Source organism: Thermostichus sp. MS-CIW-38 (genome assembly GCF_054058415.1).
Genome location: NZ_JBSSAH010000043.1, coordinates 1 through 25383, shown reverse-complemented (window position 1 = coordinate 25383; position 25383 = coordinate 1). Strand labels below are relative to the sequence as shown.

The window sequence follows — 25383 nt, the reverse complement described above, 5'->3', positions numbered from 1 at the left end:
TTTGCCGTGTTTTCCTGAGTTGACCACCTGTCAACAAGAGCGGGTGGCTGCGGCCATTGCTGAAATCCTCTCAGAAAAAACCTGCCCGTAGCACTCAGTTATGTCTGCCTTATGGTCATTTCGATTCAAACTAGAACACTGCACCCACGCCCACAGTCATTTTAAATAAGAATGAAACGAAATGAAACATTTCCATCCCATTGCTTCCCAACTCCCCTCTCCCTCTGGGAAGAGGACTGGGGGTGATCTCGGAAGCGGTATGGAGCGCTTGGGGATTGTCTCAATCCAGCTTGAAAGGACTACAAATGGCCAAAAAACGAAGTCTCCAGACCCGTCCTCCCAGTGCGGCGGAAGGAAGCCAGCAGGGTGTCAATTCTGGGACTCGACCGGCTGCGGCGGCTGCCATTTCAGCACCAAGGTAGAAAGTTGCGGCAGGCAGAGCTCGAGGGAGTAGGGCAAGTTGTGGTAGGCCCAGTCGTCTGTCCACTTGCCCCCCAAATTGCCTACCCCGCTGCCCCAAAACTCCACAGCATCGCTGTTGAGCAGCTCTCGATAAAAACCTCGTTCCGGTACCCCAATGCGGTAATTGGGCCAGACCACCGGCGTGAAGTTACAAACCACCACCACCCACTCACTGGGATCCTCCCCATAGCGGATGAAGGAAACGATGCCGCGATGATCGCTGCAGTCAATCCAGCGGAACCCTTCTGGCTTGGTGTCTTGGGTATACAGGGCAGGCTCAGAGCGCAACAGGTGATTCAGGCTGGCCACGTAGTGGCGCAACTTGGCGTGGGGTTCATACTGCAGCAGCCCCCAGTCCAGATCTGCCCAAACGTTCCACTCATTCCACTGGCCAAACTCCATGCTCATGAACAAGGTTTTCTTGCCAGGGTGGGTGAACATGTAGCCGTATAAAGCCCGCAGGCTGGCGAACTTATGCCAATGATCCCCCGGCATTTTGCCCAACATGTGGCTCTTGCCATGCACCACCTCATCATGAGAAAAGGCCAGCATGTAATTTTCGCTGAAGGCATACATGAGGCTGAAGGTGACCAAATGGGGATGGAACTGGCGGAACCAGGGATCCATGTGGAAATAATCCAACATGTCGTGCATCCAACCCATGTTCCACTTCAAGTTGAAGCCCAGCCCACCCACATGGGTTGGCCAAGTTACCATCGGCCAAGCAGTAGATTCTTCGGCAATGGAAAGTGCACCGGGGTTGTATTTGAAAATGAGGGTATTGAGCTGCCGGAAAAAGTCGATGGCTTCGAGGTGTTCCCGCCCGCCGTAGGGATTGGGGATCCAGTCTTTGCGGTCATAATCCAGATAAAGCATCGAGGCCACCGCATCCACCCGGATCCCGTCGATGTGGTATTTCTCGAACCAAAAAAGGGCATTGGCCACCAGATAATTGCGCACCTCGTTGCGGCCATAATTAAAGACCAAAGTGCCCCAACCTTTGTGCTCGCCTTTGCGAGGGTCGGCGTACTCGTACAGGTGAGTACCGTCGAAAAAAGCCAGCCCATGCCCATCTTTGGGGAAATGCCCAGGCACCCAATCGACAATCACGCCGATCCCGGCCTGGTGAGCCCGATCGACAAAATACATAAAGTCTTGCGGGGATCCATAGCGGGATGTTACGGCATAGTAGCCAATCACCTGATAGCCCCAAGAGCCATCGAAGGGGTGTTCTGCCACCGGCAACAGCTCGATGTGGGTGAAGCCCAGCTCCTTCACATAGGGGATCAATTTGTCCGCCAGCTCGCGGTAGGTGAGGAAGCGAGTGTTGGGCTTTTGATCCACCAGCACACTTTGCCCTTCGGCAGGTGGATCTTCAGCCGAGGCGTGCATCCAGGATCCCAAATGCACCTCATAAACCGAAATCGGCGAGCGCAGGGGATCGGTGGCGGCGCGTTTTTCCAGCCAGGCTTGGTCGTGCCAGGTGTAGGTGTTGAGGTCGGCTACGATGGAGCCGGTTTTGGGGCGCACCTCCTGTTGGAAGCCGTAGGGATCCGATTTTTCGTAGATATCCCCCCAGGAAGTTTTCACCTCGTACTTGTAGATGGCGCCTGGCCCTATGCCGGGGATGAACACCGCCCAGATGCCGCTTTCGCCCAGCCGCTTCATCTGGTGTTGACGCCCGTCCCAGTGGTTAAAATCGCCGATAACGCTGACGTTGCGGGCATTGGGAGCCCAGACGGCGAAATGCACCCCCTTCACCCCGTCCACCGTGATGGGATGAGCGCCCAGCTTGTCGTAAATGCGGTGGTGATTCCCCTCGTTGAACAAGTAGCGATCCAGCTCGCCAATGTGGTTGACCTTCTCCAAGGGAAAGCGGTAGGGATCCTCCCATTCTTCCAAGTGTTCCCCTTGGGGATCCCAGGCCCGTTGCGCCCGCAAAAAATAGTCCGGCAGAGGGGTTCCCGGCTCAAAACGCAGCTCGAACAGCGTTTCCGGGTGCAGCGGCTGCATCGGGTAAGCCTGCCCAGTGGCGCGTTCCACCAGCCAAACCTGCCGGGCATTGGGCACAAGGGCGCGCACCAACCCAAAGGATTTCCCGGCCTCTTCTATCTGCTGGGGGCCCAAAACGGCATAGGGATCCTGCCATTGGTTGGAGACAAACTGACCCACTTGTTCAGCAGACAGGAGAAAGCCCATCGGGAACCCTCAGCAAACGACTGATTCCAGTCTAGCGGTGGCCGACCTCCGGTTTGCGCTTTAGCTCCAGGCCCGCCTCCAGGCAAAGAATCCCTGCAAGGCGTTCTGCAGGCGGGGGTTGGCGGCCAATTGTTGCTTGCGGTGCTGCAGGGCCGCCTTGGCATTCACCTCCGAGCGGGTGGGGTAGATGTGGATCCCGGTCAGGGCAGAGACGGGCAGCCGCCGGCTCATGGCCAAAACCACCTCGTGAATCAGCTCTCCCGCCTGGGATCCCACCAGGTGCGCCCCCAAAATCTGGCCGTTGCGCCGACAGATCAATTTGGCAAAGCCCAGGGGGGCAGCTTCTGCCTGGGCCCGATCCACATCGGCAAACTCCTGTTTGAGCACCACCACATCCTTGCCGTATTGCTGCCGGGCTTCGCTTTCGGTGAGGCCCACACGGGCCAGCTCCGGCTCGGTGAAGATGGCCCAAGGAATGACACGATAACGCGCTTGGCTGAGGGGGAAAAACAGGGCATTGACCAAGGCCACTGCCGCTTCGTAGGCCGCCACATGGGTAAATTGCGGCCCGCCGATGACATCCCCACAGGCGTAGATGCGGGGATTGCGGGTTTGCAGCTTGGCATTTACCTGGATCCCTTGGGGGGTGTACTGCACGCCGGCGGCTTCTAGACCCAGCCCTTCCACGTTCGGGATCCGACCGGCGGCCACCAAAATCGCTTCTGCACGGATCACTTGATCACCTGCAGCGGCGGAGCCTGCTCCAGGGTTGGCCTTTAGGTAAAGCAGCTTTGCCCCTTGCTCTTGGCCAACTGCTGTGGCGCGTACCCGGGTGAGGATGCGGATCCCATCTTGGGCCAACTGTTGCTGCACCACCTGGGCGGCTTCGGGATCCTCCTTGGGCAAGATGCGCTCGCGGCTGGCAATGAGGGTCACCTCGGATCCCAGACGGGCCAGAGCTTGGCTTAACTCGCAGCCTACCGGCCCCGCCCCAATCACCGCCACCGATTTGGGCAAACGGGTTAGGTCAAAGATCGATTCGTTGGTCAGATAGCCCGCCTCGGCCAAGCCCGGCAAGGGGGGAACCCAAGGACGGGATCCGGTGGCGATGACAAAAGCCCGCGCCTGTACCTGCCTTCCTGCCACCTCAAAGGTGCGCCCATCCACAAAGTGGCCCTTGGCAAACACCAGTTCCACCCCCAGTTGGCGGAAGCGATCTGGCGAATCGGCGTGGTTGGCGATGTAGCTCTGGGCAGAGCGAATGTGTTCGTACACCTTGAGGTAATCCACCGAGATCCCTGCTGGGCCAGGGAGAGTTACCCAACCGGCAGCCATGGCCTGGCGAATCCGATGGACGGTATGGGCCACGTGAAGAAGGGCTTTGCTGGGCACACAGCCATACCAGAGGCAATCGCCGCCCAAGCGGTCGCTGCCTTCCACCAGCAGCACCTTGGCCTTCAGTTGGGCCGCAGCGCTGGCCACCACCAGACCCGCCGCACCAGCGCCAATGACCACAATATCGTAGGAGACAGGCATGGCTTGTTCTGAACAAAAACATCGGGCAAGGGATAGCACCATCCTATGTCTTGAGTGGGCCGGGGGCAGGATGGGAGCATGCCTCTAACCCCCAAAACCCTGAACTTTGCTGAATTTACTGAGCTTTAGGCGGTTTGGCAAAAGTCATTGAGAGGGATATAGTAGACCAAGTTTCCCCCTGATCCTTGAGTCCACCGCAACGGTTGCCGGGAAGTGAAGGGGGAAAGCGCTCGGGGGGTATTCCTCAGGGCTTTGCGGGATACCGCCTTCCTGCTTGGACTCCGTCCCGCTGACGCGAACAGAGATAGGCAGGATGCGATCGCTTCTTTCCTGAACCATGTTCAGGAGAGTTCAGCGTGAATGTATCAGAAGGGGATCCCTTTCCACACCCTTTCTGCATGGGAGAAGAACTTGTTAGAGTGGGACGGATGGATCCCTTGCAAGCTGGGTTGATCCGTCTGTTCTACCTTTCAGGGTTTGGGGACTTATGACTATCCTGCTGCCGAGCGAACCTATCTTGGCCGTGAGCATCTTTGGCATGGGCCTGCCAGAGCTGGCCGTGATTGGGGTGATCGCGGTGGTCGTGTTTGGCCCCAAGAAGCTACCGGAGTTGGGCAGCGCCTTTGGCAAAGCGTTGCGGAGTTTCAAACAAGAGATGAACAACCCCAGCAGCGATGACGAGCCTGCCGGCGCAGAAAAGGCGGAGAAGGTGGTTGAGAAAGATGCCGCCTGAGGGTCGCGGAGAGGGGTGGGATCCCAACTCCTGCAAGGGGCCTGCTGCCGGAACTGTTGAGAGGGGGGATCCAAGCCAGCTTTGGATGAGAGGTGAAGTCAGCTCGCAAGGGAGCCGGCTCCAGGGCTAGTGTATAGTTCTGGAAAGTTCCCCAGCCTAGTGCTACCGGCTGAGCCAAAATCAGCCCGGATAGGCTCATCGGATGCCCCAGAGGTGGTATGGCTGAGCTGACCGATTTCGAGTTGATGCGCCAGATCCAACTGCGGGATCGCCGCAGCCACTTTTTGCTCAAGGATCGCTATCAGAAGCGCCTGCTGGATATTGCCTTGGCCATTCTCAAGCAACCTCACCAGGCGGAAGAGGTGGTGCGGCAGGTGTTCGAGTTCTGCTGGAAACACGCCAATGCCTTTGACCTGCAGCGGGATCGCTCGGTGGCTCTGTGGCTCTACGAGTTGACGGCCTTTCAAGCCAGGGAACGGCTGCGGCGTTGGGCTTGGCTACCTGTCCCCCTCTCCATTCAAACCTCAGCCCCTCTGGAGCCGCGACGTCTCCTTTGGGGCAGCCTGGCGGTATTGGGGATCTACGCGCTGGCCATAACAGCGGCCTACTGGCGGCTGCGCTGGCAGTGGGGATCCCCCATCGAGGGAGAGTCGGTGGCAGTTCAACGGCTCTACCAAGAGTGGCAACGACAACCGCAGGTGCAGCGAACCCTGCTGCGGGATCCCAGCTTCAGCACTCCCCTGTTGGTGCAAGCCCTCTGGTCACCCCATGCCAAGCAGGTGCTGCTCTTGGCCTCGGAGATGGCCCCTGCCCCCCCAGGGAGCACCTATCAACTGTGGCTGGAGTCGGAGATCCAGGGAGGGGGACGACTGCTGGAAAACGCCGGCACTTTTGCCGTCAACGGGGAAGGATCCCTGCAATGGCTCAGTCAACCCCTCCATTCTGAGCAGCCGACCCACCTTCTCGTCACCCTTGAACCGGCAGGAGGGAGCGAATCCCCCACAAGCCCGCCTCTGCTGCAGAGCAGTTTTTGGATCCCTGCTGCCCAGCCCTGATCAAGAGATCAAGAGAGATGGGGGGATGGCTGGGGAGTTTGTCCCCCGCTCTTGCGCCGCTTAGCATGGGATCCCCGCAAGCGCACCTTGAGACGGTAGCGAACAGTTTCATGCACAACTTTGTAGGAAGCATCCACACCGTGCGTTTCCCGCAGCCATTCGCGGATGTCGCTGTAGGTACGGAATCGGCCAGGCTGATGCAGCTCCTGCTTGAGGATTTCCAAAACCGGCTTGGGGATGAGGGGTTTGCGCCCTTGGTTGCGGGGCACCGTCAACATGCCCTCTAGCCCCTTGGCCTTGTAGCGTTGAAACCATCGAAAAATCGTTGAGATGTCCCGCCCCAGAATTTCAGCCAAGCCTGTCATCGTCTTGACTTTCCCAATCTTGAGCAGGTAGAGAGCTTGAACCCGCTCCTTCCCGGTCGGTGTAGACTGCTTGCTTAGTAGGGATTTGAGCTCTTCAGCCGATTCCTGAATGTCGAGCTTGAGGACTCCAGCCATGTTGGGGCGTCGCAGAACAGCGTTGAATTCGTTGCCTGGCGGAGAGTCTACCACAGTAACTTGGGGTTTTGGAAGTTGTTCGTGAAGTTTGCCTGGGCATTGCTTGACATTTACAGAATCTCGAACTGAAAAATCTCTAACAGGCTACCCTCGTCGCTTTTCAGGATAGGCGGGCAAGGGATCCCCTCTAGGGCGGCAGGCCGTGGCTGTAGGAGTGGCTGTAGGATCAGAGGGCAAGCTTGCCGACGCTGCACTATGGTTCTTCGCAAGTATCTTGCAGGAGAGGGGCTGCGTTGGTTTCGCCTGGCCCTGCAGTTGCAAGGATCGGTTGTACCGGCAGTGCTTCCCCGCGCCTTTATCTGCGGCTTGGCCGGGGTGCTGGTTTCGGTTCTGTATAAGTTGGGGCTGCCCCTGGCGCTGTCGTCGTTGGTGGCGTTTGTGCCCAACATCGTTTTGGGTTTGATGCTGGTGTTTCGGACAAACACCGCCTACGAACGGTTCTGGGAGGGGCGGAAAGCTTGGGGATCCGTGGTGAATGACGTGCGCAATTTGGCCCGCTTGATTTGGGTAGCCATTGAAGAAAAGCAACCCGGCGACCGGGAAGAGAAGATCCAAACTCTATATCTGTTGCCCGCCTTTGCCATGGCCATGAAACAGCACTTGCGCCAGGAACCTTTGCTGGATGAGATTCAGCCCCTCCTCAGCCCGGAGCAGTTGCAACGTCTCCAAAGCCTCAACCATCCCCCTTTGCAGATTGCCTTTTGGATTGGAGATTATCTGCAGCGACAATACCAAAAGGGCCGCGTTGAGGTCTACCAGCTCACGATCATGGTGGAGCGGCTCAACAGCATGGTGGATGCGCTGGGGGCTTGCGAGCGCATTCTCATGACCCCAATGCCCATGGCTTATGCCCTGCACTTGAAGCAGTTGTTATTGCTCTACTGTTTATCTTTGCCGTTTCAGATGGTGGAAGGTTTGGGTTGGATGACCGGCCCCATTGTGGGATGGCTGAGCTTTATGTTGTTTGGCGTTGAAGAGATCGGCATCGAAATTGAAAACCCCTTCGGCCGGGATCCCAATGATCTGCCCCTCGATAACATTTGCAACAAGATGAAGCACAATATCCTGGATTTAATCGATTCCACCTGAGAGAACTCTTGGGCAGCCGTCCATTCCAGGGTTTCCTCAGATCCTCAGTCGGCACCTACCCCTAGTGGAGATAGCCGGGACGAACCCGATGATTGAGAGGAAGGGATCCCTATATCTTGGGTAGGGAACAAGATGGGTTTGCTAAACTGTGGACAATTTGCCGAGGTGCTCTGGGGATGGCCTGCTCAACCTGCACATTTTTACACCTGGCCGATGTGCATCTGGGCTATGACCGCTACGACAGCCCGGAGCGGAGCAAGGACTTCTTTTTGGCTTTTCGGGATGTTGTCCGGCGCTATGCCATTCAGGATCCGGTGGACTTTGTGCTCATCGCCGGAGATCTGTTCGAGCATCGGCAGATTCAGCCCGGCGTTCTCAACCAAGCCCAGATCGTCTTGCGGGAGCTGCAGCAGGCCGGGATTCCGGTGTTGGCCATCGAGGGCAACCACGACAACCGTCCCTATGGCGTGAAAACCAGTTGGCTGAGGTACTTAGCCGATCACGGGGAGTTGATCCTGCTGGAGCCTGAGGAAGGGGAAGAGGGACTGGAGCTGCGCCCCTGGTCAGGTCGGCGGGGTGGGTATCTGGATTTGCCCTGTGGGGTGCGGGTGATCGGATCCCAGTGGTACGGATCGGCAGCCCCTCGGTCGATTGAGCAGTTGGCGGCGGCCATTCGACGGTTGCCCCCCGGCCCAGAACGGGTGGTGTTGATGTTCCACCACGGTCTAGAGGGCCAAATTGCCCGTTACCAAGGCGCTCTGCGCTACAAAGATCTGCTGCCCCTGCGGGAGGCGGGGGTGGGCTACCTGGCCTTGGGACACATTCACAAAAGCTATTCCGAGGGCGGGTGGATCTTCAACCCGGGATCCCTGGAGGCCAACAGCACTGCCGAATGGGACTTCCAACGGGGGGCCTATCGCGTCCGCTGGGGAGATGGCCCACCCCAAGCGGAGTTGGTGCAGGATTACCATCAGCGGCCCCGCCGCCGGCTCTATCTGGAGGCCAAGGGCAGAGAAACCCCCGAACAGATTGCCGCAGCAGCCATTGCCTTGGCTAAGGGATCCCGTTTTCAGGAAAGTGAGATGGAGCCGATGGTGGAGTTGCGGCTGGTGGGACAGGTGGGGTTCGCCAAGCATGAGCTGGATAGCCGCGCCCTACAGTGTCAAATTCAGCAGCTCACCGGCGCCTTGCTGGTTCTGTTTCGTTTTGAGGCCAATACTTTAGAGCTCGGGTCGGCTGCCCTTTCCTTGGAAGAAGAGGGGCAAAGGCTACAAATCGAAGAGAAAATCTACAGGGATCTGCTGAGCAGCCATGCCCACTACCGCAAACGCAGTGAAGAGCTAGCGCGGCTGCTTCTGGATCTTAAAGAAAAGGTTTTGGATGGGCAAGGAGAATCGGAAGTGTATGCTCACCTAAGGGGAGCTTTTGATGCTCCGCATCGCTGTCGCGAATGGGGAGCAGAAGACTGATTATGCGGATCCTCTCTCTCGCTTTACAAAACTTCAAATCTCATGAGGATGCCGTCTTCACGTTTGAGCCAGGTATTAACGCCATTTGCGGAGAAAACGGAGCGGGCAAGACCAGCATTTTGGAAGCCATTGCCTGGGTTTTGTTCGACTACTGCCCCTACAGCCAAGAAGAAATCATTCGCTCCGGGGCCAACGACGCAGTGGTGACTGTGCAATTTATCTCCCAATGGGATCAGCGCACCTACGATGTTCGCCGCAGCGTCACGCAGGGATATCGTCTCTTTGATCCCCAGCTGAAGCAGCGCCTAGAGTATGAGCGCAAGTCCGATGTGCTGCCGTGGCTGAGGCAACATTTGGGCGTACCTGCCGGTACCGACCTGGCGCGGCTCTTTGCCACAACGATTGGGGTGCCCCAAGGGACTTTCACGGCAGACTTTCTCAAAACCGGTCGAGATCGCAAAGAAGTTTTCGATCGCATCTTAAAGGTGGAAGAGTACCAGCAGGTAGCCAAAGACCTGTTGGCGGTCGAAAAATACAGCGAGGCGCAGATTCAGGCCATTAATCATCAAATTGAATTGCTCCGCCAACAGCTACAGGAGTGGGATCCGCTCCAAGCAGAGCGGCAGAAAATCCAACAAGAACTGAGTTATTGGCAAGAGCGCTTGAGTCAATCGATCCACACTCTGGATCAGGTTAAGCTTGAGATCGAGCGACTGGAGAAATGGCTTGAGCAAATCCAAACTTTAGATCACCAGATTGCCCAACTGGAGCAAAAGGGATCCCTGCTTCAGGTATCTCTTGAGCAGGCAGAAAAGTTATGGGCAGAGGCCAGGCAAGCTCAAGCGCAGCAACAGCAATACTGGGAGGGATCTCAGCATTTTTTGGCCACAGAAGCTCGCTTGCGGGAGCTGGAAAAACAGCAACAGCAACGCTTGGAGTGGCTGAAACAGCGGGATGCTTTGCTCTCGCAAAAGCAGCATATCGAAAACCAATTGGCAAGACTTCAAGAAAAGTTAAGCCAACAGCAGCGCTGGAAGCAGGAGCTAGAGGAGCTAACCCCGCAAATTCAGGCCCAAGAGGAGCTAGAGCGTCAGCAGACCTATTGGACTCAGCAGCTCAACACGTTGCTACACCTGCACCGCGAATGGGAACAGCTCCAGGCAGAATGGGCAGCCCACGCCGAGCGCTGTCAACTGCTACAAAGCCGAGTGCAAGAAGCTGAACAGGCCCAGGCCATATGTCGGCAGCATCAATTGACCTACAACCGTTATTTGCAGTTGGAAACCCTCATTGCAGAGCAGGAAGCGCTGCGGCGAACCCGACAAACTTTACTGGCTCAACGGGAAACTTTGCAACATCAACTGCATCGATTGGAGCTGCAGGGATCCGAATATCAGCAACAGCTCCAGATCTTCCAAAAAATGGAGGCGGAAAAACTTGAGCTGCAACCCCTGTGTGAACGGCAGGCCTCCCTGGAGCAGCGCCACTCCCAACTTGGCGAGAAGTTGGCTTCCTTTCAGGCTCTGCGCCTTGAACTCAAACAACGGGAAACGGAGCAGGAACAAGGCCAAGTCCAATTGCAACAACTGCAGCTCCAACTGAGACAACGGCAGGCGGATTTGGAGCGGGTAGCCGCCATTCCTGCGCTCGAAACTCAACAGGAGCGATTGCAAACTCAGCTCAGCCGCATTGCCGCAGCTCGTCAATTTCAACAGGAGCTACAAGCCCTTTTTGAGCAGGGCTCGGATCAATTGGCTCAACACCATCACAGCATCCGGCAACTTCTGGACGAATTGGAAGCGCAGCGACACAACTATCCCCAACTTCAATCTCTGTGGCAGCGGATCCCAGAGGTACTCACTCGATCTTCAGCACTCAGCCAACAGTTGCTTCAGTCCATCCATCAGATTTTGCAGGATCTGGCTCCCCAAACTTCCGAGCCCCAACTTCGTCAGCAGTTGTCCAACATCCAAAAACAACTCAGGACTTTGCAACCCTTGCTCGGCCTAACCGCACAAATACCCGATTTACAAGCCCAAATTCAGCAACTGCTGCAGTTGCAAGCCGAACGACAAAGCAGAATTGATGATCTTCACTGGGATCTTGAGGCTGAGCCCACCTTCCTTCGGCAACAACAGGAAATTGGCCAGGCGCTGCAAGAACTGGGGGATCCCAGAGGGCAAATCCAGCGCTTGGAAAGAGATCTCAGCCGCAAGTCTAGGGTTGAGCAAGAATATCAACAAATAGCGGCCCATGTTCAGCAACTCCAACAGCAGATACAAGCCCTAGAAGAGCAGCTGCAACCGCTTTCAGATCTGGATGAAAGAATTGCAGCTTTGCGGGAAGAACAAGGCCGGCACCGCAACAACTACGAGACCTTTATCCGCATGCAGCCTCTTGCCCAAAGTTTGCCCCGACGGCAAGATGAACTCCAAGCGGCCCAGTTGGCCCTAGATCAAATCCAGAAAGCCAAGCAAGAAAAACAAGCCCAGATCGACCGCTGGGAACAAACAGAGGGATCCAAAGATGACCTGCAAGCCCAAATTGCAAAAGCCGCCGAAACCCTAAGGGCACTGGGGGATCCCAGAAGTCAAGCCGAACGGCTCAAAGCAGAGCTAAAACAGGAAAAGCAGTATTTACAAATGCAGGCCGACTGCCTGCAGCAGCTTCAGGATTTACAGGCCGCACTCAACCCTATCGAGGAGGCCCTATGCCAAACGGAGCATCTGGATCGAGAGCTGGGATCCCTGCAGGAAGAACGCGAACGATACCGTTTAGATCACGAGCGCTATCTGCAGGCAGAACCCATCGCCAAATTGCTTCCCCAACGGGAACAGGAACTGGCCGAGCTAAACGCCCAGCGGCAGCAACTGCAAACTCAGCTTTCCCAACTTCGCGCAGCACGGGATCCCTTGGCTGCTCTATATCGACCGCAGGAGCATGAGCGCCTTCGATCCCTTCTGCAGGCCACCGAAATTCAAAAAGCCGAAGCCCAAGCCCGACTGGAGAGCTTAGCTCCTCAACTGAGCAAAATTGAGGAAAAGTTGCGGCAATTGGAACAGGCCAAGGCCAGCTTAAAGCAAGTCGAGGCCGAAAAAACTGAGAGAGAACGCCTACACCGCTTTATCAAATTCAGCCGAGAGACCTACAGAAAAGCCGGCCCCCAAGTTACCCAATACTACCTGCAGCAGATCAACCATACTGCCGATCACCTCTTCCGAGAAATTCTCAACCGTCCCAACGTCACCCTGACCTGGGAAGCCGATTATGAGATCCGCGTTCAAGAAGCCGGCAGCCCCAAACGACGGTTTGCCAGCCTTTCCGGGGGAGAGCAAATGTCGGCGGCCTTGGCAGTGCGCTTGGCTTTACTCAAGGTGTTGGGACAACTAAATATTGCCTTTTTCGATGAGCCCACCACCAATATGGATGCCCAACGGCGACAGCGGCTGGCAGAGGCTATTACCAACCTGCGATCTTTTGAGCAGCTGTTTGTCATCAGCCACGACGATACCTTTGAGCAAATGACAGAAAATGTTATTCGGGTGGAAAGGCACTCCGGATCCAAGTCGGTAGGGAGGGATCCCGCCCATGGTGTTTAGAGCCGACCGGATCCTGGCGGTGCTGCAGCAGAAGCGGGAGGCCTTTGCCACTTTTGATCAAAGGCTGTCGGAGCGCAGAGAATACTATAAGCAGGCCATGGAAAGCTTGTGCCAGTGGTCAAGCCTAGAGATTGCCGAAAAAATAGCTCCATTCCCTTTCCCAGGCGCTTTACCTACTGCAGAGTGGGATCGCTACTCCAATTGGAGGATCCCTTTTGAGCAGGAATGGGCCAATTACGAAGAAAGCCGCGATTGGGCGAAGTCGGTCATTGAAAATATTCCTACCTTTGCCGTAGATGGATCCCAGATTTATCCCAGCAAAGATCTGTCAATACCGGTGGCGCTGGTGCAAATCGGCTGGTATGAAAATTATCACTGCGCAGCAGGCTTGTACGAAAAAGACATCCAAGTGGATGTATTGACTCCAAGGGACCTGGGATCCGACAGCAGCGGCGAACCGAAAGAGCGAATGGTTAACATGCGCCGCTTTCAAATGGAAATCGAGAGACTTGTAGAATACATTCAAAAATCTCAACCGGGATCCCGAAAATTGGCCTTTTTGGACGGGGCGCTGGTGGCTACTTTTGCCGAAGTCTTTGAGCCAGAAAGCCAAGACTTTTATGTGCAGTGTTTGCTCCAGCTTCTGCGGGCCAGCGAGCAAAGCCGGATCCCCATCGTGGCCTACATAGACACCACCTACACTTCCGATTTGGTGGCGTTGCTGAAGCATTGTTTTGACCTACCCGAAGCTCCACAGCTTCACGATGCGCAACTGCTTAGTCCCTGGTTGGAGTGGGGGGATCGCACACCTTTTTTCATCTGTGCCCGCGGCGGCAGCCTCAACCCCCAAGATGGGATCCTCAACTCCTACCAAGAAATGCGGGAGCGAGTGGGGTTTGTTTACCTGCGCACCAATGACAACTTTCCGGCCCGCTTGGAAATACCCGTTTGGGTTTATGAGGCAGGACTGTTGGACTGGTTGGTGGATCTGGTTCGCTGTGAGGTGGTGATTGGGCGAGGTTATCCTTATGTGCTGGAGACAGCCGATCAAATAGCCGTTATCCGCAATGAGGATCGCAACCTTTTCTTGCGTCTCATGCAAGATTGGGCCGCTCGCGAAAAGCTGAACCTAAGGCTATCCCGGAAAACAGTAAGTAAATTACAGCGGAGACGAGTTCGATGAGATTGGGAAAGGTAGTTCGCTCCAACAATCACTGTGATTATGTGGTGCAGGTGGACGATGCTTTAGAAGTCAAAAATCCGCCGGCTCCTGATGACTATGGCTTCGGCAGCTTTGTCAAGCTAGAAAGCGACCGGCGACACTGGGCCGTAGGTCTGGTTTACAATACCCAACTCCTGAATCCGATGTTCCTCAATTCTGGGCCGCGCCTTTCCAGCCAGCCGGATCCCTATTTTTCCCCCGATTTGCAGAATGAGGTGCGCACATTGCTCTCGGTGGTTTTAATCGGGGCTCTGGATGAAGAGCGCCGCTGTGGCCGACAAGGGATCCCACGCGTGGTGGTGCCTGTAAACACGCCGGTTTTTCGCATGAGCCGGGAAGAGATCCTGCGCTTTCACCAGGATCCCCAAGGTCAAACCCAATTTTCCTACTATGGTTTGCTGCTGAGTAGTGGCGGCAACTTTGCCAATCATTTGATCTACCAAGTCTTGAATGACATTACGCCGATGTTTGCCGATCCAGCCCAACGGCGAGCCCTGCAAATCTTAAGCAAAGAATTGGCCTGGAAAATGACTGTAGGAGCGATGCGCTAATGCCCCAAAAAATCACCGATAATGGCCACCATCCAGAAGCCACCCTCTCTCCAACTGAGGACTCTCCAGAGGTAATTGGCACCGTCAAAGGGCCTGGAGAAACCTCTAACCAATATGTTTTCATCACTTCCAATACCCAAGCGGTAAAGGTGGGCGATTTCGTCTACTACGAAGTCCAGGATCCCCAATCGCAAACGCTGCAAATCTTGGGTAAAATTAGCCAAGTTCAGCTCCTGGATCACATCCCCGATCGCATCTTTGCCGATACCGAAATCGATCCCAGCACCATTGTGGCTCTGGTGGGCTTCACCCATCCCAATCCGGAAATCTATGCGGTTACCGTCGAGGTCATCGGCTATTTCAATCAGAAGATGGGCTTTATTAACCCCCGCCGCGCTCCGGATCCCGGTGCCAAGGTCTTTTTGGCCTCCAATCGTCTGCTGAAATCAATTTTGAACAAACGAGATGAAACAGCCATTGGGGGTGCTCACTTGGGCAGCCTGTTGTTGCGCGATGAGGGAGCAGTGCCCGTAGTACTGGACGTCAAGGAAATGGTCAGCACCCATCTGGCCATTTTGGCGGGGACAGGATCCGGCAAATCTTATACAGCAGGGGTTTTGATTGAAGAGCTGCTTTTGCCCAAAAACCGAGCTGCCGTCCTCATTTTCGATCCCCACGGGGAATACCACACGCTGTCAGAAATGCAGTCCCACCCCAAGTTTTTTGGGGAAGATGGCTACCGACCCAAAGTCAAGGTTCTTTCACCGCAGGAAATTAAGATTCGTGTATCTTCTCTTAACTTCTTTGATATTCTGACCCTGCTGCCAGAGACCACTGACCGACAGAAATCTTTTCTGGAGAAAGCCTTTCGCAAAACAACTCAATTTAACCCGATCCGCTGGACGATTCAGGACTTAATCGATGCCGTAAATGAAGCCGATTCTGCAGAAGATGGATCCCAGGGATCCTCAGCCGCCGCCTTGGAGTGGAAATTAGAACAGATCGACCGTTCTCCCTATTTCGACAATTTGCAACACCTAGCTCCCAAAGACTTGTTTGAGCCGGGGCAGGTAACCATCCTGCAAATGCATGAGATCAGCCAAGAAGAACAGCAGGTGATCGCTGCTGCCATCTTGCGCCAGGCCAACTATGCTCGGATCAATACCCACAAAGGCAAGATCCAGCCGGGGGACGAAAATTACTTGCCTTATCCCGTCTTTATTTTGCTGGAAGAGGCCCATCGGTTTGCCCCTGCCCACGAGCCTTCCCGTTGCAAACAGGTGCTGCGCACCATCCTCAGCGAAGGACGCAAGTTTGGACTGGGAGTAGGGCTGATCACGCAACGCCCTGGCAAGTTGGACTCGGATATTCTGTCTCAATGCATGAGCCAATTTTTGATGCGAATTGTCAACCCTGCCGATCAGGAAAATTTGCGCCACAGTGTCGAGGCTGCCGGGCGGGATCTGTTGCAGGAATTGCCCGCCTTGAGCAAAGGTCAGGTGATCGTCTCCGGTGTGTGCGTCAATACCCCTGTACTGTGCAAAGTGCGGCAGCGCTACACGCAGCATGGCGGCGAAACGTTGGATATTCTCGGCCTCTGGCAAAGGCATTCTCAAGAACACCACCAGCGGGATCGCTTGGCTCAGTCAGCCCCTCTCAAACCGCGTCCTCAACCTCAGGTAGTGGACGGACTCAGCATTGATTAGCAATGGCCCAAAACTCCAACTGTGGCCTGATCTCAATCGCTGAATCTGCCAAATCTACAATCCGAAACCACTGCTTGATTGCAATACAATTCATTTCACAGAAACAAGTTTTGGGGCGAGCAGGATGAGGAAACAAGCCCTTTTGCCAGGTTTGCTGGGCATTGCCGTTGCGGTTCTACTGGGATCCGGGCCTGCCTATGCCCAGTTGCGGCTGATTCCCCAAGCAGCGCGGCAGGTATACGAAGCTCTGCCGGATCTGCCCCTGGAAAACACCTACACCCCTATTAACCCCAACGGTGGCGGCCCCGCACCCGAAGAGGATACTTTGGTGCGGCGAATGATGATCTATCACCTGCAGGTGGCTGGTCGCTCCCCGACCGACCGCTTTGACTGGCAACTGACGCTGGCGGACTATTTTGATGCCAATGAGCCAATCATCGCCCAACGGTATCCCGGTGCCGACCGCCTCACGGTCAACCCCTACGCCCAAGACAAAGCCGTTGTACAATCCCTGAACCGGCAACAGCGACAGGCCCTGCTGGAAGCCCTTGTGCTGGCCTTCGGTGGGGATCCCGACCCCAAACCCCTCTACATTCCCGCCGACTTGAATCCTGTCCCCGCCCTACCCACCCCAGAACCTATGAAGCCCTTGCTGCTTCCCGGCAGCGGATCCGCTGACTTGCTCAGGCCCTAGCCGAGGTTTCCCGCTAACTCAAGGCTTGCCCGGTGTAGTTCTCAATGCAGCGCAGGAACAGCTCCACGCCAAGGCAAAGGGCAGCTTCATCAAAATCAAAGCGGGGATGGTGATGGGGATAGTCCAGTCCCTTGGCGGGGTTGGCGGATCCCAAAAAAAAGTAGCAGCCGGGCACCTCGTTGAGAAAAAAGGAGACGTCCTCGCCGCCCATGGTCATTTCTGGGATGATCCTCGCCTCTGAGCCAAACACCTCGCGGGCAGCTTGTTCCACCAGCGCTACCATAGCAGGATCGTTGCAAACCGCTGGGTAGCCCCGTTCGTACTGAAACTCGTAGGTGGCTCCGTAGGCTTGGCAAATGCCGGCAACGATTTCTTCCATGCGCTTTGGGATCAAATCGGCCACTTCAGGGTGAAAACTGCGCACAGTACCCCAAATTTCTGCGCTTGGGGCGATAACGTTGAAGGCATCGCCGGCCCGGAAACGGCCCACCGTCACCACCGCCGGCAGCATCGGATCCACATTGCGGGAGACAATGGTCTGCAAAGCATTGACAATGTGGGATCCCACCACAATGGCATCCACTGTTTGTTGGGGAAGGGCAGCATGTCCGCCTCGCCCGATCACCTGAATCTGAAAGCGGTCGGCAAAGGCCATCGAGGGGCCACTTTTCACGCCAATAGTGCCCAGAGGGCGATTATTCCACAGGTGTAGGCCGAGGATGGCTTCCACATCCGGGTTCTTCAGCACCCCCGCCTCCAGCATGGGCTTGGCTCCGCCGGGGCCTTCTTCGGCAGGTTGAAAAATGACCTTGACCGTGCCCTTGAGGTGTTGACGGTGCTGTTGCAGCAGCTTGGCGGTGCCCATAGCAATGGCCGTATGGCCGTCGTGGCCACAGGCGTGCATGACGTTGGGGATGGCGGAGCGGTACTCGACTTCATTGGCCTCATGAATGGGCAGGGCATCCATATCGGCCCGCAGCGCCAAAACCGGCCCCGGCTGCTCTCCCTCAATGGTGGCCACGATGCCGGTGTGGGCAATGCCAGTCTGGTGAGGGATCCCCCAGCTTTTCAGGCGCTGGCTGATGTAGGCGGCGGTTTGCTTCTCCTGGAAGCCCAGCTCGGGATACTTGTGGATGTGGCGGCGCCAGGTCACCAACTCGGGTTGTAAAGCTCGAACAGCAGGGCGAAGTGCGGGAAAGGACATGACCTGAAAAACAAAAAAACAAAAATGTCTTGGAAAACCTTCACCGATGGCCAGTGTTGGTTGCATGCAGTTGCCTGTCGATTTTGCCCAGTATGGCATTGCTGAGGCTGCTTTCCGCTCGGTGTCGAGGTGGACATCTAGGCCCACAGGAATCCGGTTTCCGGCGGCAGATCCTGCCAGCGGCCCGGCCCCACAGCTCGCAAAGCCTCTTGCAAGGAGATCGCCCCTGAGTAGAGGGCTTTACCCAAAATGGCCCCCGTCAAACCGGGCAAGCTCAACAAAGCCAGCAAATCCGTTAGCGATCCGATTCCCCCCGAAGCAATCACAGGCAGGCGAGAGATGGCGAGGATCTCCTGCAACTGTTGTAGGTTGGGGCCGGCCAGGGTGCCATCCCGGCCAATGTCGGTATAGATGATCCCGGCAGCTCCTTGGGCTTGCACCCGTTGCACTAGCTCAGGAGCCCGCAGGGGAGTGGTGCTCAGCCAGCCGCGGGTGGCCACTTGCCCCTGCCGAGCGTCGATCCCCACCCAAACCCGACCGGGGAAGGCTTGGGTCATCGCCTCCAGGGTGTCGGGATCCTCCACGGCCAGGGTGCCAACGATCACCCGATCCACCCCCAGCTCCAGCAACTGCCGCGCCCGTTCCAGGGATCGGATCCCACCCCCCACCTGCACCGGGATGGCCAGGCTGCGGACAATGCGCTCAATGATGGGCAGGTTGACTGGATCCCCGCTTTTGGCCCCGTCCAGATCGACCACATGCAGGCGAGGAGCACCCTGTGCCGCCCAAGCTTCGGCCTGTTGGATCGGGTCGTCGGCTACCTGTTCTGCCTGGGCGTAATCCCCCTGGTAAAGGCGCACGGCGTGGCCCTGGAGAAGGTCGATGGCGGGGATCACCTCCAGAAAAGCAGTTGAGTAAGGCATGATGGGATCCCTTGAGGGGCTTTTCCAGTATCGCCTGGGAGCGGCCTTGCTCCAGCGGAGATCTGGATCTCTAGACCCTAAAGTGCTCCACACCGCTGACGCGATGGGAGAACATCCTGAGATGACTATGAACGCGCGCCAACTGGCTCTGTTGGCTCTGCAGAAAATCGAGCGCCAAAACGCCTATGCCGACCTGGTTCTGGGGCATTTGTTGGCCAACAGCAGCCTGATCCCCGCCGACCGGCATCTGGTCAGCGAGCTGGTGTATGGCATTACCCGCCGTCGCCGCACCCTCGATGCCTTGATCGATTGCCTTGCCCAGCGTCCTGCCCACAAGCAGCCCCCCGATTTGCGACTGATTTTGCATCTCGGCCTCTACCAACTGGCTTTTTTGGATCAGATCCCGGCCAGTGCTGCCATCCATACCAGCGTGGAATTGGCCCGCCAGATGGGGCTGGGATCCCTGACAGGGGTGGTGAACGGCATCTTGCGCGCCTACCAGCGGCAAGTGTTGGATCAGCCAGAGAAGGATCCCCTCAAGCCCCTCGAGGACACTCTGCCAGCCGACCCAATTCAGGCTTTGGGGATCCGGCACAGCTTTCCCGACTGGTTGGTGAGCCTATGGTGGGAGCGCCTGGGGCCGGTGGAAACGGAGCAGTTGTGTGCTTGGTTTAATCAGCCACCCCACCTGGATTTGCGGGTCAACCCACTGCGGGCAGATGTGAATAAAGTCATTCAAGCCTTGGCAGCAGCCGGGATCCCTGCCCTCCCCATCTCCGAGGTGCCGGGTGCCTTGCGACTTCAGGATCATGCCGGCGACATCACGGCCCTGCCCGGCTTTGCCCAGGGTTGGTGGAGCGTTCAAGATGCCAGTGCCCAGCAGGTGGTGCATTGGCTGGATCCCCAGCCAGGGGAGCGGGTGATCGACTGCTGCGCTGCTCCGGGCGGCAAGACCACCCAAATAGCCCAACACATGCAGGATCGGGGGGAAATCTGGGCTTTGGATCGCCACCCCCACCGTCTGCGGCGCCTGGAGGAAAATAGGCAGCGCCTGGGCTTGAGCTCAATCCGTCCCCTGGCCATCGACCTGTTATCCCTGAGCGCTGCTGCCGATCGCGTCAGCGGGACGGAGTCCTTACCCCCTGCCCCCTTGCCCCCCTGGCAGAGTGCTGACCGCGTACTGCTGGATGCCCCCTGCTCCGGCCTAGGCACCTTGCACCGCCATGCTGACGCTCGCTGGCGGCAGACTCCAGAGCGGATCCCTGAATTGGCCCACCTGCAAGCTCAGCTTCTGCAGGTGGCAGCCCGTTGGCTTAAGCCGGGCGGAGTGTTGGTGTACGCCACCTGTACGCTGCATCCTGCCGAAAACGAGGAGATCATTCAAGCCTTTCTCGACAGCCACCCCAATTGGGCTGCTGAAGGGGATCCCCTGCTCATCTGGCCCCACCGGCAGGATCGGGATGGATTTTTTATCCAACGGCTGCGCCGCTCCGGTTACTAACTCCCCTCTCCCTCTGGGAGAGGGGCTGGGGGTGAGGGCAGCAACGCCGAAGACTTGGGGAGTACCTTAACCATTGCCACATGGCTTCTGAGCTGCTGACCAGTCCGAAAAACCCCTGGATCCGCAAGTTGCGGCAGTTGCACCGCAGCAAAGGCCGGCGGGAACAGGGCGCCTTTTTGGTGGAGGGATCCCACCTCATCGAAGAAGCCCTGCGAGTTGGCTGGCCCCTGCAGGCTCTCTGCTACACGCTTGAGTGGGCTGAGCGTTACCCACAATTGCTGGCCAATCTGCCCAAGAGTCTACGGCGGCAGGCCGTCAGCTCAGAAGTCATGGCAGCGCTCTGTACCACCGAGTCTCCCGAAGGAGCCGTGGCCGTGGCCGTCAGTCGGCAGATTCCCTCTCCCCCCTTGTCCGGGGTACGTTTGGGCCTCGTGGTGGAAACGCTGCAAGATCCAGGCAATTTGGGATCCCTAATCCGAGTCGTGGCCGCCGCAGGAGCCGACGGCCTTTGGCTAAGCGCAGACAGCGTCGATCCCGAAAACCCCAAAGTCTTGCGGGCCTCTGCCGGCCAGTGGTTTCGCCGTCCGCCCCAAGTCGTGCCCGACCTAGCCGCCTGGATCCAGAGCTGCCGTTGCCACGGGATCCAAGTCTTGGCTGCTAACCTCTCCCCCACAGCAAACTGCTACTGGGATCAAGATCTCACCCGCCCTACCCTTTTTCTCCTGGGCAACGAAGGGGCTGGCCTGAGAGAAGCGACCATCCAACAGGCCGATGCCCAGGTGCGGATCCCGATGGCCGAGGGTGTCGAATCTCTGAACGTCGCTATGACGGGGGGGTTGTTGCTCTACGAGGCCCTGCGCCAGCGGCGATCTCGCTCAGGAAGCGCTCCCTGAACAGCTAGCTGCTCCCTCAGAACTCTTCCTCTACAAAGACCGCATCCTCATTCTCTTCCTGCTCTCCCTCCTCCATCGCTGCCGGCCGGCTGGCGGAAACCGTCACCCCCGCAGAAAGTTTCTCCCGCACAGCCGCTTCCACCTCCGCTAGGAGCTCTGGGTTTTCCTTCAAGTAGACAACCAGATTGTCCCTTCCTTGGGCAACATTTTCCTCCTTGTAGCTGTACCAAGAGCCGCGGCGCTTGAGAATGCCCATCTCCTCGGCCAGATCGATAATGCAGCCGATGTTGGAGATCCCTTGGCCGAAAATGATGTCAAATTCTGCCCGCCGGAAAGGGGGGGCAACTTTGTTTTTCACCACCTTGACCCGCGCTCGGATCCCGTATTCTTCCGCACCTTTTTTCAGGGTTTGAACGCGGCGAATATCTAGCCGCACCGACGCATAAAACTTAAGGGCATTGCCGCCGGTGGTGGTCTCCTGGGGGCCATAGCCTATGCCGCCAATTTTGGAGCGCAATTGGTTTAAGAAAAGAACGATGGATCCGGTTTTGCTGACATTTCCGGCAATCTTGCGCAGCGCTTGGCTCATCAGGCGCGCCTGCAATCCCACATGGGCATCTCCCATATCCCCTTCGATCTCAGCCCGGGGCACCAACGCTGCTACCGAGTCCACCACCACGATATCCACAGCTGCCGAGCGCACCAACTGATCGACAATCTCCAGAGCTGCCTCTCCCGTATCCGGTTGCGAGATCAACAGGTTTTGAATATCAACCCCCAAAGCTGCTGCGTAAGTGGGATCCAGCGCATGTTCCGCATCCACAAAAGCTGCCGTTCCCCCTTGTTTTTGCACTTCGGCGATGGCATGTAGGGCAATTGAAGTTTTCCCAGAAGATTCCGGCCCAAAGACTTCGATAATCCGCCCTTTTGGGTAACCTCCGCCCAAGGCCAAGTCGAGGGTGATGGCCCCACTGGGTATGGTCTCCACCCGCATCTGGGTGGCATCTCCCAGGCGCATGATTGCCCCTTTGCCGAAATTCCGCTCGATCTGGCTTAACACCTGCTCCAGGGCTTTGCGTTTTTCTGACTTCAATTTGTCCGAGTCATCAGCAGTGTTCACAGCAGCGGCTTTCCGGGCCATAACCCGCATCCCCCCCAGGAGTCGTGGTGGAAAATCGAGCCTGCATTCTAACATTGTCGCCTTGCTCTGAGCGGATCCCTCTCCCTCCAACTGCAGTCAGCTCGTACCTTGCCTCGGTTCCTAACTCCCCTCTCCCTCTGGGAGAGGGGCTGGGGGTGAGGGCAGGTCTTCTGCATAGCCTTGCAGAGCGGGTAGAGTGGGCTAAAGGGATCTGCTCAGGAATGTCCCCACGGTCATGACTTTGGTCTTACAATCCCCCGGCCCGGTTGTGTTTAGTTGGGGGCCGCTCAGCCTGCGCTGGTATGGCTTATTGATCGGCCTGGCAATGGTGTTGGGCTTGCTCCTGGCTCGCCATCTGGCAGCTCGGCGTGGCCTTCCCCCCAGTTCCATGCCTGATCTGCTGGTGTGGTTGGTGGTTGGATCCCTGCCCCTTGCTCGCCTGTACTATGTGGCCCTTGAGTGGGAACGCTATCGAGATGGCCCTTGGTGGCAGGTCTTGGCCCTCTGGCAGGGGGGCATTGCCATTCACGGTGCCTTGATCGGCGGCAGTGCGGCGCTTTACCTGTTCGCCCGGCGGCACCGGCTGAGTTTTTGGTTGCTAGCCGATTGCCTTGTTCCCTCCCTCAGCCTTGGTCAGGGGATCGGACGTTGGGGCAACTTCTTCAACAACGAAGCCTACGGAAAGGTGTTGCCTCCGGATAGCCCTCTGTGGGTACAACTGCAGCTGCCTGATGGATCGCGCGTCCATCCCACTTTTTTGTACGAATCCCTCTGGAACTTTGGTCTCTTCGGGCTCCTGCTCTTTTTAAGCTACCGGCGCCAGCTTCCCCCCGGCACCCTCTTGGGCCTCTACCTGGTGGGGTACAGCCTGGGGCGCTTCTGGATCGAAGGCCTGCGCACCGATAGCCTCATGCTGGGATCCCTGCGGGTGGCGCAGGGGGTGAGCCTGTTGCTCATTGGAGCAGGCCTGGCCGCAATCTTGACAGCTCCCAAACGCGTTTCTGTTCACCCAAACGAGGCAACTTCCTCGCCTGGGATCCCCGCCCCAAAGGAGTTGTAAGCCATGGCCAGCGAACAGAATGAAGAGCTCTGGCAGCAAGCCTCCCCTCTGCTGCTGCCATCCGCCGCTGCTACCCAATCACTAGGGGCCCTCGTAGCTCAAGCCGCCCTTGGCTTCCTCGCCCCTTCAGGTCAACAAAAATCTCCCCCTCCCAGCCGCAGCCTCGGCTCCACTTCCGGCTTGGTCACTCTTCTCGAAGGTAATCTGGGCAGCGGCAAAACCACCTTTGTGCAGGGACTAGGGCAGGGCTTGGGGATCCCTGAACCCATCGACAGCCCCACCTTCGTGCTGGTGCAGGAATACCACACCGGACGGATCCCTCTTTTCCATTGCGATCTCTACCGCCTAGAGACCTCTTCTGCCGCTCGCGCCGGTGGGAAAGAATCCACACTCCTAGAAGACCTAGGGCTAGAAGAACTTTGGAGCCAAGGTGGGATCACCGCTATTGAGTGGCCCCAGTACCTCCGCCATCTGCCTGCGACCTACCTCTGGCTGCGCCTACAGCCCCATCCCCAGCAGGAAGGAGCCCGCCTTCTACACGTCAAGGGAAAGGGATCCCAGACTGGCCACCTTTGGCAGCAAGTTCTTTCTCAATTCACTCAGCAAAACCTCGAAGAAGGGATCCACTTCTCCTCCTGAAAGTACTTGAAAGCAGAAGAAAAAGTTGAGATCCCAAAAGACTTATGGTCATTTCGATTCCAACTAGGACACTGCACCCGCGCCTAAAACGTTGAATGTACGGAGCCAGAAGGCTCTTCTCAGCAGTTCAGTCGCTTCACCCCAGCCTAAAACGACTATAAGCTCAAGGCAAACAGCCAGAATTCAGCCAAAAGTCATCCTCAGGCCAAATCAAACAGCAGCACCTCAGCCCCTTCTTCACTGAAAAGGTTGAGCTCGCTTTCCCTAGCAATAGCCACGCCATCTCCTTCTCGCAAAAACAAGCCATCCAGGGTCACATCGCCCCGAGCTATCTGCAGCCATCCGTAGCGCTTCTCATCCAAGTGTCGGTGAATGGTGCGTCCCGGCTCAATCAACCCCGCATAGAGATTCACATCCTGATGCACAATCACGGATCCCTGGCGCCCATCTCGAGAGGCAACTAAACAAAACTCATTGGGATGCTCTGTCAAACCCGTCGCTTTTTGTTCATAGCTGGGCTGCAGGTTTTCCTGCTCCGGCAAAATCCAAATTTGCAGCAGATGAACCTCCTCATCTGCCGAGTGGTTGTACTCGCTGTGCCAGATCCCTGTGCCTGCCGTCATCCGTTGAATTTCACCAGGACGAATCACAGATCCCGTGCCCAAGCTGTCTTTATGCTCAAGGATCCCTTCCAAAACATAGGTAACGATCTCCATGTCCCGGTGCCCATGGGTCGGAAAGCCAGCACTCGGGCTGATTCGGTCATCGTTAATCACCCGCAAAGCCCGGAAGCCCATGTAGCGAGGGTCGTAGTACTCTCCAAAAGAAAATGAGTGGTAAGTATCAAGCCAACTGAGCTTGACATGACCCCTCTCTTCCCGCTTGCGCAAAGTCAGCATCATAGTTTCTCCGAAACCTGACCCTCGCAACCATCTTATTAACTCTGCAGTCAGAATGTCAATATTCAAACAGTTTTATTTCTTCTTTTCCCTGCTATTCTCGCCAAAAACTTGCCAAAAATTTTGGGTTGGATATCTTGACGGGGTGGTGGGGGTGGGGATAGGGTAGTAAAGCGCCACAAGGCCACCCAGCCCCGGCGCCCCAGAACCTTGACAAGTAACTCGTTCAGTCAACCATCGCCAAGCAG

At 56.8% G+C, this 25383-nt stretch carries 20 protein-coding genes; 13 read left to right on the top strand and 7 right to left on the bottom strand.

Annotation, left to right across the window (positions count from 1 at the left end; genetic code table 11):
• Positions 1–369: 369 nt before the first annotated feature.
• Complete coding sequence (gene glgB / locus ACVWXZ_RS12300; protein ID WP_457404072.1) at positions 370–2661, bottom strand: 1,4-alpha-glucan branching protein GlgB; 2292 nt, start codon at positions 2659–2661, stop codon at positions 370–372.
• 60 nt (positions 2662–2721) lie between these two features.
• The gene (locus ACVWXZ_RS12295) at positions 2722–4197 is read right to left on the bottom strand and encodes a dihydrolipoyl dehydrogenase family protein (RefSeq protein WP_457404073.1); all 1476 of its coding nucleotides are present in this window, start codon (positions 4195–4197) and stop codon (positions 2722–2724) included.
• A gap of 487 nt (positions 4198–4684) precedes the next feature.
• On the opposite strand from ACVWXZ_RS12295, the gene tatA reads away from it, so the two are divergent.
• Together tatA and ACVWXZ_RS12285 are read left to right on the top strand one after the other, a co-directional pair.
• Positions 4685–4930: a twin-arginine translocase TatA/TatE family subunit gene (gene tatA, locus ACVWXZ_RS12290; RefSeq protein ID WP_414356913.1), complete on the top strand. Its 246-nt coding sequence runs from the start codon at positions 4685–4687 to the stop codon at positions 4928–4930.
• Between the two features lie 218 nt (positions 4931–5148).
• On the top strand, positions 5149–5985 hold the full coding sequence (locus tag ACVWXZ_RS12285) for an anti-sigma factor domain-containing protein (protein WP_457404075.1): 837 nt from the start codon (positions 5149–5151) through the stop codon (positions 5983–5985).
• Positions 5986–5993: 8 nt separating this feature from the next.
• Here ACVWXZ_RS12285 and ACVWXZ_RS12280 read toward each other — a convergent pair whose 3' ends face one another.
• Complete coding sequence (locus tag ACVWXZ_RS12280; protein WP_457404077.1) at positions 5994–6485, bottom strand: helix-turn-helix domain-containing protein; 492 nt, start codon at positions 6483–6485, stop codon at positions 5994–5996.
• A 255-nt stretch (positions 6486–6740) separates the two neighbouring features.
• On the opposite strand from ACVWXZ_RS12280, the gene ACVWXZ_RS12275 reads away from it, so the two are divergent.
• The 7 genes from ACVWXZ_RS12275 to ACVWXZ_RS12245 all read left to right on the top strand — a co-directional run bounded on the left by ACVWXZ_RS12275 (position 6741) and on the right by ACVWXZ_RS12245 (position 16875).
• Complete coding sequence (locus tag ACVWXZ_RS12275) at positions 6741–7634, top strand: bestrophin family protein (protein WP_457404078.1); 894 nt, start codon at positions 6741–6743, stop codon at positions 7632–7634.
• Between the two features lie 176 nt (positions 7635–7810).
• Positions 7811–9103 (top strand): metallophosphoesterase family protein, encoded by a 1293-nt coding sequence (locus tag ACVWXZ_RS12270; RefSeq protein WP_414400542.1) that lies wholly within the window; start codon positions 7811–7813, stop codon positions 9101–9103.
• Between the two features lie 2 nt (positions 9104–9105).
• Positions 9106–12702 carry an AAA family ATPase gene (locus ACVWXZ_RS12265; protein ID WP_457482566.1) on the top strand — a complete coding sequence of 1199 codons (3597 nt, stop codon included), beginning with the start codon at positions 9106–9108 and terminating at the stop codon, positions 12700–12702.
• Positions 12692–13885 (top strand): DNA double-strand break repair nuclease NurA, encoded by a 1194-nt coding sequence (locus ACVWXZ_RS12260; protein WP_457404080.1) that lies wholly within the window; start codon positions 12692–12694, stop codon positions 13883–13885. The genes ACVWXZ_RS12265 and ACVWXZ_RS12260 overlap by 11 nt, the downstream gene beginning before the upstream one ends.
• The gene (locus tag ACVWXZ_RS12255; protein ID WP_011433556.1) at positions 13882–14475 is read left to right on the top strand and encodes a hypothetical protein; all 594 of its coding nucleotides are present in this window, start codon (positions 13882–13884) and stop codon (positions 14473–14475) included. Before ACVWXZ_RS12260 ends, ACVWXZ_RS12255 begins: the two co-directional genes overlap by 4 nt.
• Positions 14475–16181: an ATP-binding protein gene (locus tag ACVWXZ_RS12250; RefSeq protein ID WP_457440715.1), complete on the top strand. Its 1707-nt coding sequence runs from the start codon at positions 14475–14477 to the stop codon at positions 16179–16181. Before ACVWXZ_RS12255 ends, ACVWXZ_RS12250 begins: the two co-directional genes overlap by 1 nt.
• Before the next feature lie 124 nt (positions 16182–16305).
• Positions 16306–16875 carry a hypothetical protein gene (locus ACVWXZ_RS12245; protein ID WP_457482565.1) on the top strand — a complete coding sequence of 190 codons (570 nt, stop codon included), beginning with the start codon at positions 16306–16308 and terminating at the stop codon, positions 16873–16875.
• A 13-nt stretch (positions 16876–16888) separates the two neighbouring features.
• Here the strand turns inward: ACVWXZ_RS12245 and ACVWXZ_RS12240 are convergent, their stop codons facing one another.
• Both ACVWXZ_RS12240 and hisA read right to left on the bottom strand, forming a co-directional pair.
• Positions 16889–18079 (bottom strand): M20 metallopeptidase family protein, encoded by a 1191-nt coding sequence (locus tag ACVWXZ_RS12240; protein ID WP_457482564.1) that lies wholly within the window; start codon positions 18077–18079, stop codon positions 16889–16891.
• Between the two features lie 137 nt (positions 18080–18216).
• Positions 18217–18981, bottom strand: coding sequence for a 1-(5-phosphoribosyl)-5-[(5-phosphoribosylamino)methylideneamino]imidazole-4-carboxamide isomerase (gene hisA / locus ACVWXZ_RS12235; protein ID WP_457482567.1), 765 nt, complete (start codon positions 18979–18981; stop codon positions 18217–18219).
• Between the two features lie 148 nt (positions 18982–19129).
• Here hisA and ACVWXZ_RS12230 point away from each other — a divergent pair, with 148 nt between their 5' ends.
• Positions 19130–20503: a 16S rRNA (cytosine(967)-C(5))-methyltransferase gene (locus ACVWXZ_RS12230; protein ID WP_011433551.1), complete on the top strand. Its 1374-nt coding sequence runs from the start codon at positions 19130–19132 to the stop codon at positions 20501–20503.
• An 80-nt stretch (positions 20504–20583) separates the two neighbouring features.
• Complete coding sequence (locus ACVWXZ_RS12225; protein ID WP_457482563.1) at positions 20584–21396, top strand: TrmH family RNA methyltransferase; 813 nt, start codon at positions 20584–20586, stop codon at positions 21394–21396.
• 16 nt (positions 21397–21412) lie between these two features.
• On the opposite strand, the gene recA is transcribed toward ACVWXZ_RS12225, so the two are convergent.
• Positions 21413–22537: a recombinase RecA gene (gene recA, locus ACVWXZ_RS12220; RefSeq protein ID WP_414331989.1), complete on the bottom strand. Its 1125-nt coding sequence runs from the start codon at positions 22535–22537 to the stop codon at positions 21413–21415.
• A 235-nt stretch (positions 22538–22772) separates the two neighbouring features.
• Between recA and lgt the strand changes: the two genes are divergently transcribed.
• Positions 22773–23597, top strand: a complete 825-nt coding sequence (gene lgt, locus ACVWXZ_RS12215; protein WP_457404090.1) for a prolipoprotein diacylglyceryl transferase — start codon at positions 22773–22775, stop codon at positions 23595–23597.
• 3 nt (positions 23598–23600) lie between these two features.
• On the top strand, positions 23601–24236 hold the full coding sequence (gene tsaE / locus ACVWXZ_RS12210) for a tRNA (adenosine(37)-N6)-threonylcarbamoyltransferase complex ATPase subunit type 1 TsaE (protein WP_457482562.1): 636 nt from the start codon (positions 23601–23603) through the stop codon (positions 24234–24236).
• A 200-nt stretch (positions 24237–24436) separates the two neighbouring features.
• Here tsaE and ACVWXZ_RS12205 read toward each other — a convergent pair whose 3' ends face one another.
• Positions 24437–25135 (bottom strand): pirin family protein, encoded by a 699-nt coding sequence (locus ACVWXZ_RS12205; protein ID WP_457395535.1) that lies wholly within the window; start codon positions 25133–25135, stop codon positions 24437–24439.
• Between the last annotated feature and the right edge of the window lie 248 nt (positions 25136–25383).